We start from the raw sequence: 14,395 nt of genomic DNA, 5'->3' as shown, positions 1-14,395 counted from the left end.
CGTCTCGCCACGCCAGCCGTACAAACCAGACATCATAGCCGAGGGCTATGGAAACCAGGCCCGTCATGACTTGGACGGATCGTCGCCTGCTACCTAGCGTCAGATGACGTGACTGCCACGATAGAGCGCGGCGCCGCCACCGCGCCTGTTAGAACCCCCAAGTCCGATCCGCCCGCGAAGAGTCCGGGGTCCAAGCGGACCGGCGGCTTCCTGGCCTCGTCGAACGGCAAGAAGGCGGTCATGGCCGTCACCGGCGCCGTGATGGTCGGTTTCCTGGCCCTCCACATGCTGGGCAACCTGAAGATCTTCCTGGGCCGCGACTCGTTCAACGAGTACGCGCACGCCCTGCGCACCCTGGGCGCGCCGCTCGTCCCGTACCGGACGGTGCTGACCATCCTGGAAGTCATCCTCGTGGTCTCGGTGGTGCTGCACATCTGGGCCGCGGTCTCGCTGGCCAGGCGGGCCAGGAAGGCCAGGCCGGTCCGGTACGTGGCGAAGAAGTCGCAGGCGGGCGGCTACACCACGCACATCATGCGGTTCGGCGGCGTCACGATCCTGCTCTACCTGGTCTGGCACCTGCTCGACCTGACCTTCGGCGTGGTCAACCCCAAGGGCTTCGACTCCGCGCCCGCCGACCGGATGATGGCCGGGTTCGAGCCGTCGCGCTGGTGGGTGACTCTCGTCTACGTCGTGGCCGTCGTCATGGTCGGCCTGCACCTGCGGCACGGCGTCTGGAGCGCCTTCCAGACGCTCGGCTGGGCCAACCGCACCCGTTACAAGGCGCTGAAGGCGACCGCGGCGCTGCTGTCCGCGGCTCTCATCGTCGGGTTCCTCGCCCCGCCGCTCGCCATCACCTTTGGAGTGCTCAAGTGAAGTACGCAGCGGGCGACGAGATCCGCGACACCAAGGCCCCCGCCGGGCCCATCGAGGACCGGTGGGAGAAGCGCAAGTTCAGCGCCAAGCTGGTCAACCCGGCCAACAAGCGCAAGCTCAACGTCATCGTGGTCGGCACCGGCCTGGCGGGCGGCTCGGCCGCGGCGACGCTCGGCGAGCTGGGCTACAACGTCAAGTCGTTCTGCTACCAGGACTCGCCCCGGCGCGCCCACTCCATCGCCGCGCAGGGCGGCATCAACGCCGCCAAGAACTACCGCGGCGACGGCGACTCCATCTACCGGTTGTTCTACGACACGGTGAAGGGCGGCGACTTCCGCGCCCGCGAGTCGAACGTCTACCGGCTGGCCCAGGTCTCGGTGAACATCATCGACCAGGCCGTGGCCCAGGGCGTGCCGTTCGCCCGCGAGTACGGCGGCCTGCTCGACACCCGCTCGTTCGGCGGCGCCCAGGTGTCGCGCACCTTCTACGCCCGCGGCCAGACGGGCCAGCAGCTCCTGCTCGGCGCCTACCAGGCGCTGGAGCGCCAGGTGGCGGCCGGGACCGTGGAGATGTTCACCCGGCACGAGATGCTCGACCTGATCGTCGCCGACGGCCGGGCCCGGGGCGTCATCGTGCGCGACATGGTGACCGGCGAGATCGAGCGGCACGTCGCCGACGCGGTCGTGCTGGCCACCGGCGGCTACGGCAACGTGTTCTTCCTGTCGACCAACGCCAAGGGCTGCAACACCACGGCCATCTGGCGGGCGCACGAGCGCGGCGCGTACTTCGCCAACCCCTGCTACACGCAGATCCACCCCACCTGCATCCCGGTGTCGGGCGAGTACCAGTCGAAGCTGACGCTCATGTCGGAGTCGCTGCGCAACGACGGTCGCGTGTGGGTGCCGCTGCGCAAGGGCGACGACCGCGTCCCCGGCGACATCCCCGAGGACGAGCGCGACTACTACCTGGAGCGCATCTACCCGGCGTTCGGCAACCTGGTGCCGCGCGACATCGCCTCGCGGGCCGCCAAGAACGTCTGCGACGAGGGCCGCGGCGTCGGTCCCGGCGGCCTCGGCGTCTACCTCGACTTCCGCGACGCGATCAACCGGCTGGGCCGGGACGCCGTGGAGAAGAAGTACGGCAACCTCTTCGAGATGTACGAGCGCATCACCGGCGAGAACCCGTACGAGACGCCGATGCGCATCTACCCGGCGGTCCATTACACGATGGGCGGCCTGTGGGTGGACTACGACCTGCAGTCCACCATCCCCGGCCTGTTCGTGATCGGCGAGGCCAACTTCTCCGACCACGGCGCCAACCGCCTCGGCGCCTCCGCGCTGATGCAGGGCCTGGCCGACGGCTACTTCGTGCTGCCCACCACCATCGGCGACTACCTGGCGGCCGGGCCGTTCGGCGAGGTCGAGGAGGAGGCCGTGGCCGAGGCCGAGATCAAGGTCCGGTCCAAGATCGAGCGGTTGCTGTCGGTGAACGGCACCCGCACGCCCGACTCCTTCCACCGCGAGCTGGGCCGGCTCATGTGGGACCACTGCGGCATGGAGCGCACCGAGGAGTCGCTGCGCAAGGCGCTGGAGCGCATCCCCGAGCTGCGTACGGAGTTCTGGGAGAACGTCAAGGTCAGCGGCACCGCCGAGGAGCTGAACCAGGTGCTGGAGAAGGCCGGGCGCGTCGCCGACTTCTTCGACCTGGCCGAGCTGATGTGCCTGGACGCCCTGGTGCGCACCGAGTCGTGCGGCGGCCACTTCCGGGCCGAGTCGCAGGACGCCGACGGCGAGGCGCTGCGCGACGACGAGAACTTCGCGCACGTGTCGGCCTGGGAGTACTCGCCCGAGGGCGTGCCCGTGCTGCACAAGGAAGTGCTCGAGTACGAGTACGTCAAGATGACCCAGCGGAGCTACAAGTGAACCTGACCCTGAAGGTCTGGCGGCAGAGCGGCCCCACCGACTCCGGACGCATGGTGACGTACCGGGTGGAGGATGTGTCGCCGGACATGTCGTTCCTGGAGATGCTGGACGTCCTCAACGAGCGGCTGATCATCGAGGGCGACGACCCGATCGCCTTCGACCACGACTGCCGCGAAGGCATCTGCGGCATGTGCGGCATGGTCATCAACGGTGTCGCGCACGGCGAGCAGCGGGCCACCACGACCTGCCAGCTCCACATGCGCCACTTCGAGGACGGCGCCGTCATCACCATCGAGCCGTGGCGCGCCGCGCCGTTCCCGGTGGTGAAGGACCTGGTCGTGGACCGGTCGGCGTTCGACCGCATCATCCAGGCCGGCGGCTTCGTCTCGGTGCCGGCCGGCTCGGCGCCCGACGCGCACAGCGTCCCGGTGCGCAAGGAGGACGCCGACGCCGCCTTCGACGCGGCCACCTGCATCGGCTGCGGCGCCTGCGTGGCGGCGTGCCCGAACGGCTCGGCCTCCCTCTTCACCGCCGCCAAGATCACCCACCTGAGCCTGCTGCCCCAGGGCCAGCCGGAGCGCCTCACGCGCGCCAGGGCCATGGTGGACCAGATGGACGCCGAGGGCTTCGGCGGCTGCACCAACACCGGCGAGTGCACCGCCGTCTGCCCCAAGGGCATCCCGCTGGACGCGATCGCCCAGATGAACGGCGACTACCTGAAGGCCAACGCCAAGTAGGTGCCGGTCGTGCCGTCGCGCCGTACGAGATCCGCCGATCTCGTACGGCGCTGCTGTGTGAGCGATCTTTGACCGGCTCGACAAGCTGAAGGACCTGCTGGCGGGACCCGGTCAGCCGCCGGTCCAGGCGGCGGTGGTCTCCAGGCGGCGGCGCCAGAGCTTCTCGCCGTCGCCGCCGGGTTGCCAGCGGGCGGTGAAGTCGATCAAGGCGCGGCAGCGGTCCAGCATGGCGGCGTGGCGCTCCGCCCAGGACGGCACGGCGGCGCCGTAGGCGTCGAAGAAGGACGGCAGCAGCGGCACGTGCTCCGGGTGGTGCGTGCGCACGATCCACTCGCACCACGACAGGTCCTCCACCGGCGGGCCCGGGTGCGCCCACTCCCAGTCGAGGATCGCCACCGGCTCGTACGTCGCCGGGTCGAACAGCATGTTCTGCGGGCCGTAGTCGCCGTGCACGATGCCCAGGCGGTGGATGCTCGCCAGGGTGCGGCCGCAGGCGGCCAGCACCTCGGTGGCCCGCCCCTCGTCCAGGAGATCCTGGCCGTGCGCGCCGGGCACGAAGGCCGTGGTCACGCTCGTCCTGGTGATCTTGTGGACGGGCGGCACCGGGAGCCGTCCCTTCAGCCGGCGCAGGAACCTGCTCTCGGTCCGCAGCCGGAACGCCGCCTCGGGACCTTGGTAACACTTGACGACCAGTGCGCCGTCGCCGACCGTGCTGTTGGTGTACCCGTGCCTCACAGGCACCGATTCTTCCCCACCCGACCGCCCGCCGCGCCCCCTCGACCGGCCTTGACACCGACGCCGCAGGACGACGGGCCCGGCGATACGAAAATGGTTTGCTGGGCACGATCGCCGTTTGTCAACCTTGACAGGCTATGCGCTCCCTACCCGAGGCCGATCCCGGCCTGCCCGACATCCGCAGCCCGTTCCGCTACCTGTTGTGGAACGCGCGCATGCAACTGCCCTCACTCCTCGGCGGCATCGCCTTCGCGACCGCCTGGTGGGTGGTGCAGGCCCTGGTGCCGGCGGTCCTCGGCAAGGGCATCGACGCCCTCACCGCCAAGGACGGCGGCGAGCTGCTGACCTGGTCGGCGATCCTCCTCGGGCTCGGCCTGGCGCAGGCCTACACCGGGATCATGCGGCACCGGCTGGCCGTCTACAACTGGCTGGCCGCCGCCTACCGCACGGTCCAGGTGACCGCCAGGCAGGCCGCCCGGCTCGGCGCCACGCTGCCCAAACGCCTGTCCACCGGCGAGGTCGTCAGCGTCGGCAACTCCGACATCGCGCACATCGGCAGCTCGATGGACATCCTGCTGCGCGGCACCGGCTCCATCGTGGCGATCGTCACGGTCACCGTGATCCTCATCTCCACGTCCCTGCCGCTCGGCCTGATGGTGCTCTTCGGCGTGCCGGTCATGGCGGTGGCGGTCGGGCCGCTGCTGAGGCCGCTGCACCGGCGCCAGAAGGCGCAGCGCGACCTCACCGGCGAGCTGTCCACCCGCTCCGCCGACATCGTGGCCGGGCTGCGGGTGCTGCGCGGCATCGGCGGCGAGCAGGTGTTCGCCGAGCACTACCGGGAGGAGTCGCAGCGGGTCCGGCACGCCGGCGTCGCCGTGTCCAGGGTCGAGTCGCTGCTGGAGGGCGCCCAGATCATCCTGCCCGGCCTGCTCGTCGCAGCCGTCACGGGAGTGGGCGCGTCGTTCGCGGTCGGCGGGCAGATCACGCCCGGCGAGCTGGTCTCGTTCTACACGTACGCGGTGTTCCTGATCGGGCCGATGCGCACCCTCACCGAGGCCGCCGACAAGCTGACCAAGGGCCACGTGGCCGCCCGCCGGGTGGTGCGCATCCTGTCCATCGAGCCCGAGGTGTCCGGCGGCGACGGCACGAGCGAGGGCGGCGTGCTGCGCGACAGCTACAGCGGCGTGACCCTCCAACCGGGCACGCTCACCGCGGTCGCCGCCGGCACGCCCGAGGACGCCATCGCCATCGCCGACCGGCTCGGCCGCTACACCGACGGCGACGTCACCTTCGGCTCGGCCGACCTGGCCACGCTGCCCGTCGAGGAGGTCCGCTCGCGCATCCTGGTCGCCGACAACGGCGCCCGGCTGTTCACCGGCAGGCTCCGCGACGAGCTCGACGTCCGCGGCGGCGCCTCCGACGGGGAGATCAGGCAGGCGCTGCACGCCGCCTGCGCCGAGGACATCGTCGAGGCGCTGCCCGAAGGGCTGGACGCCCAGGTGGCCGAGGCCGGCCGGGAGTTCTCCGGCGGGCAGCAGCAGCGGCTGCGGCTGGCACGGGCGCTGCTGGCCGACCCGGAGGTGCTCATCCTGGTCGAGCCGACCAGCGCCGTCGACGCCCACAGCGAGGCGCGCATCGCCGACCGGCTCGCCAAGGCGCGGGCCGGCCGCACCACGCTGGTCTGCACGACCAGCCCGCTCGTGCTCGACCGCACCGACCATGTGATCTACGTGGAGGACGGCAGAGCGCACGCCGAGGGCACGCACCGGGAGCTGCTCGGCTCCTCGCCCGCCTACGCCGCGACCGTGACCCGAGGGGAAGACTGACGATGGCCCGCGAGATCCTGCCGGTCGCCGACCCGAGCCAGGTACGCGCCTACGCCCGCCGGCTGACGCTGAAGTATCCGCGGCGGCTCGCCGTCGCCCTGGCCCTGCACGGGCTCGCGGCGGTGGCCGGGCTGGTCGTCCCGTGGCAGCTCGGCACCCTGGTGCAGGACGTCAAGGACGACGCTCCGGTCAACGTCACGCTGGTGGCGTTCGGCATCGGCGCCTTCCTGGTGCTCCAGGGCGTGCTGGTGCGCTTCGCGGTGCTGGCCTCGTCCAGGCTCGGCGAGAAGGTGCTGGCCGAGCTGCGTGAGGAGTTCGTCGACCGGGTGCTGGCGCTGCCACTGTCCACGGTGGAGCGGGCCGGCGCCGGCGACCTCATCACCCGGACGTCCCGCGACGTCGACTCGCTGTCCAGGACCGTACGGCACGCCGTCCCCGAGACGCTGATCGCGACCGTCACCTTCACCATCACCTTGGGCGCGGTGCTGCTCGTCAGCCCGCTGCTCATGCTGCCGATGCTGGTCGCGGCGCCGCTGCTGTGGCTTTCCACCCGCTGGTATCTCAAGCGGGCCCGCGACGGCTACCTGCGCGAGAACGCCGCCTACGCCGACATGACGGAGGGGCTGGCCGAGACCGTCGAGGGCGCCCGCGCCATCGAGGCGCTGGGCCTGCATCGACGCCGCAGCGAGCGGACCGACCGCGACATCGCCCGCTCGTTCGCCGCCGAGCGCTACACGCTGGGGCTGCGGACGAGGTGGTTCCCCTCGATCGAGCTGGGCTACGTGATCCCGGTGGCCGCGACGCTGCTGGTCGGCGGGCTGTTCTACAGCGCCGACTGGGTCTCGCTGCAGCAGGTAACGGCGGCCACGCTGTACGCGCAGCAACTCATCGACCCGCTCGACCGGTTCCTCATGTGGATCGACGAGCTGCAGGTGGGTGGGGCGGCCATGGCGCGGCTGCTGGGCGTGGCCAACGTGCCCGACGACCGCGAGCCGTCCCCGGCGCGCCCCTCGGGCGAGCTGCTGGAGGCGTCCGGCGTCCACTACGCCTACCGCGCGGGCCGCGACGTGTTGCACGGCGTGTCGCTGACCGTGCGGCCGGGGGAGCGGCTGGCCATGGTCGGCCCCTCCGGGGCCGGCAAGTCGACGCTGGGCAGGTTGCTGGCCGGCATCCACGGGCCGCGGGCCGGATCGGTGTCCGTCGGCGGCGTGCCGCTGGTCGAGCTGCCGCTCGACGAGCTGCGCGGCCACGTCGCGCTGGTCACCCAGGAGCACCACGTGTTCAAGGGGACACTCCGCGACAACATGCTCATCGCCCGGCCGGGCGCCGACGACCCGGCCGTGCGCGACGCGCTGGCCGCCGTGGACGTGCTCGACTGGGTGCTCGCCCTGCCCGACGGCCTCGACACCGTCGTCGGCTCGGGCGGGCTCGCCGTCTCACCGGCCCAGGCGCAGCAGCTCGCGCTGGCCCGCCTCGTGCTGGCCGACCCGCACACGCTGGTGCTCGACGAGGCCACCTCGCTGATCGACCCGCGCGCCGCCCGCCACCTGGAGCGGTCGCTCGCCGCGGTGCTGGAGGGCCGTACGGTGATCGCGATCGCGCACCGCCTCTACACGGCGCACGACGCCGACCGGGTGGCCGTGGTGGAGGACGGCCGGATCAGCGAGCTGGGCTCGCACGAGGAGCTGGTGGCCGCGGGCGGCTCCTACGCGGCCCTGTGGAGCAGCTGGCACGGCACCCCCACCCGCTCGCCGGGCGGCACGGCCGGCTGAGACCGCCCGCGTCCGCCCCTCCTGCGCCGCTGTCCATGAGCCGATCACCACACGAGATCACCGGCACGTCCGGAGCCCTGCGCGCCTCCCGCCAAGGAGTTTCCGCTGGAGGCGGTTCTGCGGGGGAAGGGGCCTCCTGCCTCCTCCTGGTCGGTCCGAGACGCACCGCCGGCGTCCACGTCACGTGATCGAACGTCTCGTCTCACTCGGTCGCGGCGGTGATCTCCAGGTGTATCGCCCGCAGCCACGGGTCGAGTAGCCCAGGGCCATCGAGGTGAGGTGGTCGTGGATCGCGTCGGCGTTACCTGCCTGCCCGCACGGTGAACTCCTCTTCTTCCTGCTCGACCCGTGCAGCGTCCAGGCTGTCCGGCGGTTGACCTCAACCATGGTCGAGGTTGCAGAATCGCTGACGGCGGGCGGCGCGGCCCGGATGGGCCGGCCGGAACGCGCCCGCCTGTCCTGGAGCGAATCCATCCCCAACCACGGAGATGTCGTCATGACCAGAGTCGTCGTCATAGGTGCCACCGGCAAGCAGGGCGGCGCGGTCGCCGACCTGCTTGTGCAGCGCGGTCACGAGGTGGTGGCGTACGTGCGCTCGGCGGAATCGCCGGCCGCGAAGGCGCTGTTGGCCCAGGGGGTGCGGCTCGCCACCGGCGATCTCGCCGATCCCGACGCGCTCCAGCGGGCGTGCAAAGGCGCCGACGCGGTTTTCGGCCTGTCAGTGCCGTTCGGCGAGGGCGGCAAGGATGAGGAGATCGCGCAGGGACGCCTGCTCGTCGACACTGCCGCTCGCCTTGACGTCCACCTGGTGTACTCCTCTGTGCGGGGCGGCGACCGGCTGGTGGCCACCAACATCGACCACGCCGACAGCAAGCAGCTCATCGAGGCGTATGTGCGCGAGCGGCCGGTGCGCGCGACGGTGCTCGGCCCGGTGTACTTCATGGAGAACGTGCTCAACCTCGGCTTCAGCCGGCTCGGCGACGGCATTCTCGCCAACCCGCTGACTCCCGGCAAGCCGCTCGACCAGGTGAGTGTCCTGGACATCGCCGGCATGGCCGTACACGCCGTCGAGAACCCCGACGAGCTCGCCGGCGAGCGGATCGACATCGCGTCCGACCGCGTCACCGGGCAGGAAGCGGCCCGGATCCTGAGCGAGGTGCTCGGCCGGGAGATCCCCTACCAGCAGCTGCCCCTGGACATGGTGCGGCAGTGGGCCGGCGAGGAAGTGGCCACGATGTTCGAGAGCTTCGAGAACAACACCGATTTCCTTGACATCGAGGCTCTGCATGCCAGGTACCCCGCCGTGCGCTGGCACAGCTACGCCGAGTGGGCCAGGACGGTGGACTGGGACAGAATCCTCGCGGGCTAGATCAGCCCGCGCCGGACACAGGCCGGGCGCGCGGCACGGGGCGCTCCACTTGCCGCCTGCAGGAACATGGCCCGCCGGATGCACTCTTCTGCACGGCTGCGCGGTCCGGCCTCGCCGGATCGTCCATTGCGACCGGCGGCCACCGCAGGCACACCCGTCGTGGCCACGTACCCGATCGCTGCCAGGAACGCCCGGCCACCTCGTTTCGGCGAGATCGGCCCGGCAAGTGAGAACTGGTGAGCAATCCCGACCTCATCTTCGCCCTTGGCGGTGCGGGTGCGCTGCTGGCCGCGTCGCTGCCCGCCGTGCTGCACCGGCTGCCCTTCTCCCTGCCGCTGGCCTGCCTGCTCGGCGGGATGGTGCTGTTCCTGCTCCCCTTTCCGGTGCTGGAACCTGATCCGGTCGCTCACCGTGCCGCGCTTGAGCACATCACCGAGATCTGCGTGGTCATCTCCCTGATGGGCGCCGGCCTGGCCCTCAACCGTAAGGCCGGCCTGCGCCGCTGGTCATCGACCTGGCGGCTGCTCGGCTGGACCATGCCCCTGACGATCGTGGCCGTCGCGGGGGCCACGACCTGGCTGCTGGGCTGGCCGCCGGCAGCGGCCGTGCTGCTCGGTGCGGTGCTCGCGCCCACCGACCCGGTGCTGGCCTCCGACGTGCAGGTGGGGGAGCCCGTGGACGCCGAGAACGCCGACGACGAGGTCCGCTTCTCCCTCACGTCCGAAGCCGGACTCAACGACGGTCTGGCTTTTCCCATCGTCTACGCCGCCATAGCTCTGGCGACGACCGGCGGAGCCGCCTGGATGGGTGACTGGGCGCTGATCGACGTGCTCTACCGGGTCTCCGTGGGAGTGCTGGGCGGGATGCTCGTCGGCAAGCTGCTCGGCCGCCTGTTCTTCCACACCAGGAAGGCGAACCTGCGGCTGGCCGAGCACCGCGACGGGTTCGTCGCCCTGGCGAGCACGTTCCTGGCCTACGGCATGACCGAACTCGTTCACGGCTATGGCTTCATCGCCGTCTTCGTCACCGCCTGCACGATACGAAACGCCGAACGCAGCGATGGCTACAACGGCATCCTCCACGGTTTCATCGAACAGATCGAACGACTGCTCACCGCCTGGCTGCTCCTGCTTCTCGGCGGATTCGTCGCGGTCGGCGGCCTTGCCTCGCTGACCTGGCGCGGCGCCGCCGTCGCGCTCCTGTTGCTCCTGGTGATCCGGCCCGTGACCGGGTGGCTGGCCCAGGCGCGCGGCCCCGCAGGCCCCCGGGAGCGGGCCGTCATCTCCTTCTTCGGGATTCGCGGCATCGGCTCGCTGTACTACCTGGCGTTCGCCCTCGGCCTCGCTGATTTCGGCGTGCCACAGGAGGAGCTGTGGGCCGTGGTCGCCTTCGCGGTGCTGGCCTCGATCGTGCTGCACGGCATCACCGCCACGCCGGTCATGGCCCGCCTCGACCGCCTGCGTGACACGCCGCAACCGTCCTGGCCGAGCAACGTGACCTCCGACGGGTCGGCCCGCCCTACGGGCTGAGCCGCCTCCCGTACACCTCCGCCCCTCCTGTGGTTTTCCGCAGGAGAAGCGGATGGAGCACCGCATTCCGGCGCGACGTGGCCGTCCCTAGCGTTGATCCCATGATGCAGACGGTGATGAACGTGCTGGTGGCGGCGGCGGTCGCGGCAGGGAGCCAGGGAGCCGGGGTCCGCCCCGAGCTGGAGAAGATCGTGGTGGGCAACGGGGCGACGGCCGCTCTGGCACGGGTCTCCGACGGAGACCGGACATGGTCCGGCGCCGTGGGGGTTCGCGACATCAAGCGCGGCGGGCGGCCCTCGCCCGCCGGGTACTTCCGGATCGGCAGCGTCACCAAGACGTTCGTCGCGACCGTGGTGCTCCAACTCGTGGACGAGGGCAAGGTGGGGCTCGACGACCCCATCGACCGGCATCTGCCGGGCATGGTCCCGGACGGGGAACGCATCACGGTCCGCGAGCTCCTCGACCACACCAGCCACCTGTACGACTACATGAGCGAGCCGGGATACTCCACCAACCGGTGGCGCGGCGAGGCGCGGTTCCGCTCCTACCAGCCGCGCGAACTGCTCGACGTGGCCTTCGCCAAGAAGCTCCCCGACGACCGCGCGTGGCATTACTCCAACACCAACTACGTGGTGCTCGGCCTGCTGGTGGAGAAGCTGACGGGCAGGGCCTACGGCGAGGAGGTCAAGCGCCGCATCCTGCGACCGCTGGGCCTGCGTCACACCGTGGTGCCGGGCGACCGGACGGGCGTGCCGTCCCCGCACGCCAAGGGGTACGAGCCGATGCCCCACCTGGTGGACGCGACCCGGATGAACCCCTCGCTGGACTGGGCGGCGGGAGAGATGATCTCGACCACGGCGGACCTGGAGCGGTTCCTGTCCGCCTTGCTGAGCGGCAAGCTGACCAGCGCCGCGTCGCTGCGCGCCATGCGCACGACCGTCGAGACGGGGGCCGGATTCGGCTACGGGCTCGGCCTGCAGTCGTACACGCTGCCGTGCGGCAAGGTGTGGGGGCACAGCGGTGAGCTGATCGGGTACCTCACGTTCGCGTTCCGCTCGGACTCGGGCAAGTCGCTGGTCATGTCGATCAACCCGTCGACGCGCAACCCGTCGACGGAGGAGGTCATGGGCATCGCCGTCAAGGCGTTCTGCGGGTCCGCAGGCTGAGAACCGGGGGGTGGGCTCGGCGGGGCGGGTGTCAGGCGACAGTCGTGAAGTGGATGTCGTGGGACGGGGCATCCCCGGCCGCGAAGCGCAGCAACCGGCCGCCCTCCTCGGCCACCTCCGCCTCCTCGGCACCCGACAGCGGCGCGAACAGCCTGACCGCCAGCGTCGCCGTGTCCCCGGCCCGCCTGACGGCCCACAGCCCGCGCACGAAGCCGTCCACGGTCAGGGCGGCGTCGACGATGACGTGCGGGCGCTGCTCGGCCGTCATCAGGCGGGTGCGGTCGGCGTGGCCGAGCACCACGTTGTCGAGCGCGGCGAGGAACCTGACGGGCGCCGGAGCGTCCGCCTCCGGGCGGGGCGCGTCCGGCAGGTCCCACAGCTCGCCGCCGTCCTCGCCGCGGAACGGCCGCAGCACCGGCCGCAGCCCCTCGACCACCTCGCGCAGCCGGGTCATCCCGCTCCATGCCTGCACGTCCTTGACCGAGGCAGGTCCGAACGCGGCGAGGTAGCGCAGAACCAGGTCACGGGGCGACGGCTCGGCCGCCGGCGGCTCGCCGAGCCAGTGACGCGCCAGCGCGAAGGGCGTCGTGCCCCGCCTGCCCCACGTGCCGTCGGGCGGCGGGTGCACCACCGGCAGCAGGCCCTGCACCGACCGGGCCAGCGCCACCGGGTCGCGCCCCGGCCAGCGTTCGGCCAGCGCCCGGCCCAGCTCGGGCCGGCTCGGCGAGCCGGTGCCGATGAGGGCCGCGGCCGTCTCGGCCAGCTCGGTGAGGTCGAGCCCGGCCGTCGCCCGGCCGAACGCCCCCTTCTGCCAGCGGTCCAGCATCGGCTGCAGCAGGGGCCGCAGCCACAGGTAGTCGGCGGCCGAGACCAGGTGCTGGGTGCCCCGGAACAGGGTCGCCCGCACCACGCTCCGCTCGTGCAGGAGCCGGGTGAGGCCGTCGTGCCGGAAACCGGTGATGCGGCTCCACAGCCCGACGTACGGCGGGTCGGGGTCCTGCGCCTGCAGCCCGGCGAGCCGCTCGACCACGTCGAGCGGGGGCAGGTCCACGCGGCTCAGCAGAAGCTGGCGCTCCAGGGTCGCCCTGTTCAGGCTCCGGAGGGAGAGAGTGTCCATGGGGATCCTCGGGTAACTGGGCGCGTCGCGACGCGGGTCGGTCGGGATGACGTGGGGTCGGGTGTTGTGCGGGCGTCTGGGGTGTGGCGTGGCGGGTCGGTCGGGAGGGGTCGCGCGACGCGGGTCGGTCGGGATGAAACGTGGGGTCGGGTGTTGTGCGGGCGTCTGGGGTGTGGCGTGGCGGGTCGGTCAGGAGGGGGTCGCGCGGCCAGGTCGGTCAGGAGGGTGTCGGGTCGGGGGTTGCGAGCCGTCAGGGGCGTGGCTCGGCGAGTCGGTCCGCGACGGGGTTTCGTGCGGCCTGTCAGGTAGGGCGCGGTGGCGTCGGCGGCCGGGTCGCGGGCGGGTGCGGCGGCCACGCCGCCCGCTGGAGGCGGGTGGTGAGCGTGCGCAGGTGCTCGACCAGCTCCGGCGGCTCGTGCACGTCGAAGTCGAAGCCGAAGGCCGCCACCCATACCGCGAGGTGGTCGAGGCTGTCGGAGCCGATGCGCAGGAGGCACGTCCGTTCGTCGATGGCCTCGATCGCGCCCAGCGTGGGCGGCACCTCGTCGGCCACCTCCCTGGCCGAGCCGTGCATGGTCAGCACCGCCTGGTAGCGGTGCGGACTGGTGGTGGTGGCGACGGTCAGGTAGTGGGCCAGGTCCTCGGCCGGCAGCGGGCGCGGTGTGAACCGCGGGCCGTTGGGCACCCGCGGCGTCATCCGGTCCACCCGGTAGGTGCGCCAGTCGGAGCGGGCGGTGTCCCAGCCGAAGAGGTACCACCGCCGCCCGATGCTCACCAGCCGGTACGGCTCCGCGTCCCGCTCGCTGGGCGAGCCGTCGTGCGCCACGTAGCCGAACCGCAGCCGCTCCCGGTCGCGCACCGCCGCCGCGAGCGAGGTCAGCGTCGTTGCGTCCACCGTGGCGCCCATCATCGGCATGGTGACCACGGCCGAGCTGAGCGCGGTCACCTGGTGGCGCAGCCGCGAAGGCAGCATCTGGTCCAGCTTGGCCAGCGCCCGCACCGACGTCTCGGCGATGCCGGTGACCGCGCCACCGGCGGCCGTCCGCAGCCCCACCGCCACGGCGACCGCCTCCTCGTCGTCCAGCAGCAGCGGAGGCAGCGAGCCGCCCGCGCCTAGCTGGTAGCCGCCGCCCACGCCGCCGGCCGCCTCGATCGGATAGCCCAGCAGCCGCAGCTTGTCGACGTCGCGCCGCACGGTGCGCGGGCTGACGGCCAGCCGTTCGGCCAGCTCCGCCCCCGACCAGTAGCGGTGCGCCTGCAGCAGGCCCAGCAGCCGCAGCAGCCGGGCCGAGGTTTCCAGCACGAGACCAGCCTGCCAGCCTTCGCGGACAGAACCTGACCGCGAAGGC

Annotated in this window: 11 protein-coding genes; 8 read left to right on the top strand and 3 right to left on the bottom strand. The window is 71.7% G+C overall.

Features of this window, described 5'->3' with window-relative positions; all coding sequences use genetic code 11:
* The first annotated feature begins 108 nt into the window (after positions 1-108).
* The 3 genes from FHU36_RS07200 to FHU36_RS07190 are packed head-to-tail and all read left to right on the top strand — an operon-like array spanning position 109 to position 3,532.
* The gene (locus FHU36_RS07200; protein WP_185082976.1) at positions 109-873 is read left to right on the top strand and encodes a succinate dehydrogenase cytochrome b subunit; all 765 of its coding nucleotides are present in this window, start codon (positions 109-111) and stop codon (positions 871-873) included.
* Positions 870-2,795: a fumarate reductase/succinate dehydrogenase flavoprotein subunit gene (locus FHU36_RS07195; protein WP_185082975.1), complete on the top strand. Its 1,926-nt coding sequence runs from the start codon at positions 870-872 to the stop codon at positions 2,793-2,795. Before FHU36_RS07200 ends, FHU36_RS07195 begins: the two co-directional genes overlap by 4 nt.
* Positions 2,792-3,532, top strand: a complete 741-nt coding sequence (locus FHU36_RS07190; protein WP_185082974.1) for a succinate dehydrogenase/fumarate reductase iron-sulfur subunit — start codon at positions 2,792-2,794, stop codon at positions 3,530-3,532. The genes FHU36_RS07195 and FHU36_RS07190 overlap by 4 nt, the downstream gene beginning before the upstream one ends.
* Before the next feature lie 111 nt (positions 3,533-3,643).
* Here the strand turns inward: FHU36_RS07190 and FHU36_RS07185 are convergent, their stop codons facing one another.
* Entirely contained in the window at positions 3,644-4,267 is a 624-nt protein-coding gene (locus tag FHU36_RS07185; RefSeq protein WP_185082973.1) for a phosphotransferase, read from the bottom strand.
* Between the two features lie 137 nt (positions 4,268-4,404).
* Here FHU36_RS07185 and FHU36_RS07180 point away from each other — a divergent pair, with 137 nt between their 5' ends.
* The 5 genes from FHU36_RS07180 to FHU36_RS07160 all read left to right on the top strand — a co-directional run bounded on the left by FHU36_RS07180 (position 4,405) and on the right by FHU36_RS07160 (position 11,929).
* Entirely contained in the window at positions 4,405-6,093 is a 1,689-nt protein-coding gene (locus tag FHU36_RS07180) for an ABC transporter ATP-binding protein (RefSeq protein ID WP_185082972.1), read from the top strand.
* A gap of 2 nt (positions 6,094-6,095) precedes the next feature.
* Positions 6,096-7,865 carry an ABC transporter ATP-binding protein gene (locus FHU36_RS07175; protein ID WP_185082971.1) on the top strand — a complete coding sequence of 590 codons (1,770 nt, stop codon included), beginning with the start codon at positions 6,096-6,098 and terminating at the stop codon, positions 7,863-7,865.
* Positions 7,866-8,361: 496 nt separating this feature from the next.
* Complete coding sequence (locus FHU36_RS07170; RefSeq protein ID WP_185082970.1) at positions 8,362-9,234, top strand: NmrA/HSCARG family protein; 873 nt, start codon at positions 8,362-8,364, stop codon at positions 9,232-9,234.
* 236 nt (positions 9,235-9,470) lie between these two features.
* Complete coding sequence (locus FHU36_RS07165) at positions 9,471-10,763, top strand: cation:proton antiporter (protein WP_185082969.1); 1,293 nt, start codon at positions 9,471-9,473, stop codon at positions 10,761-10,763.
* A gap of 101 nt (positions 10,764-10,864) precedes the next feature.
* Entirely contained in the window at positions 10,865-11,929 is a 1,065-nt protein-coding gene (locus FHU36_RS07160) for a serine hydrolase domain-containing protein (protein ID WP_246501986.1), read from the top strand.
* 31 nt (positions 11,930-11,960) lie between these two features.
* On the opposite strand, the gene FHU36_RS07155 is transcribed toward FHU36_RS07160, so the two are convergent.
* Positions 11,961-13,046, bottom strand: a complete 1,086-nt coding sequence (locus FHU36_RS07155) for a winged helix DNA-binding domain-containing protein (protein ID WP_185082968.1) — start codon at positions 13,044-13,046, stop codon at positions 11,961-11,963.
* A gap of 301 nt (positions 13,047-13,347) precedes the next feature.
* Complete coding sequence (locus FHU36_RS07150; protein WP_185082967.1) at positions 13,348-14,349, bottom strand: helix-turn-helix transcriptional regulator; 1,002 nt, start codon at positions 14,347-14,349, stop codon at positions 13,348-13,350.
* Positions 14,350-14,395 lie beyond the last annotated feature (46 nt).

Origin of the sequence: Nonomuraea muscovyensis (assembly GCF_014207745.1) — a bacterium.
Taxonomy (GTDB): Bacteria; Actinomycetota; Actinomycetes; order Streptosporangiales; family Streptosporangiaceae; genus Nonomuraea; species Nonomuraea muscovyensis.
The sequence above is the reverse complement of the archived record's forward strand: the minus strand, read 5'-3'. Positions and strand labels throughout refer to the sequence as shown.

Coding starts and splice junctions, on each gene's coding strand:
- FHU36_RS07170 (WP_185082970.1), top strand. CDS start 8,362: ATGACCAGAGTCGTCGTCATAGGTGCCACCGGCAAGCAGGGCGGCGCG.
- FHU36_RS07155 (WP_185082968.1), bottom strand. CDS start 13,046: ATGGACACTCTCTCCCTCCGGAGCCTGAACAGGGCGACCCTGGAGCGC.
- FHU36_RS07160 (WP_246501986.1), top strand. CDS start 10,865: ATGATGCAGACGGTGATGAACGTGCTGGTGGCGGCGGCGGTCGCGGCA.
- FHU36_RS07175 (WP_185082971.1), top strand. CDS start 6,096: ATGGCCCGCGAGATCCTGCCGGTCGCCGACCCGAGCCAGGTACGCGCC.
- FHU36_RS07180 (WP_185082972.1), top strand. CDS start 4,405: ATGCGCTCCCTACCCGAGGCCGATCCCGGCCTGCCCGACATCCGCAGC.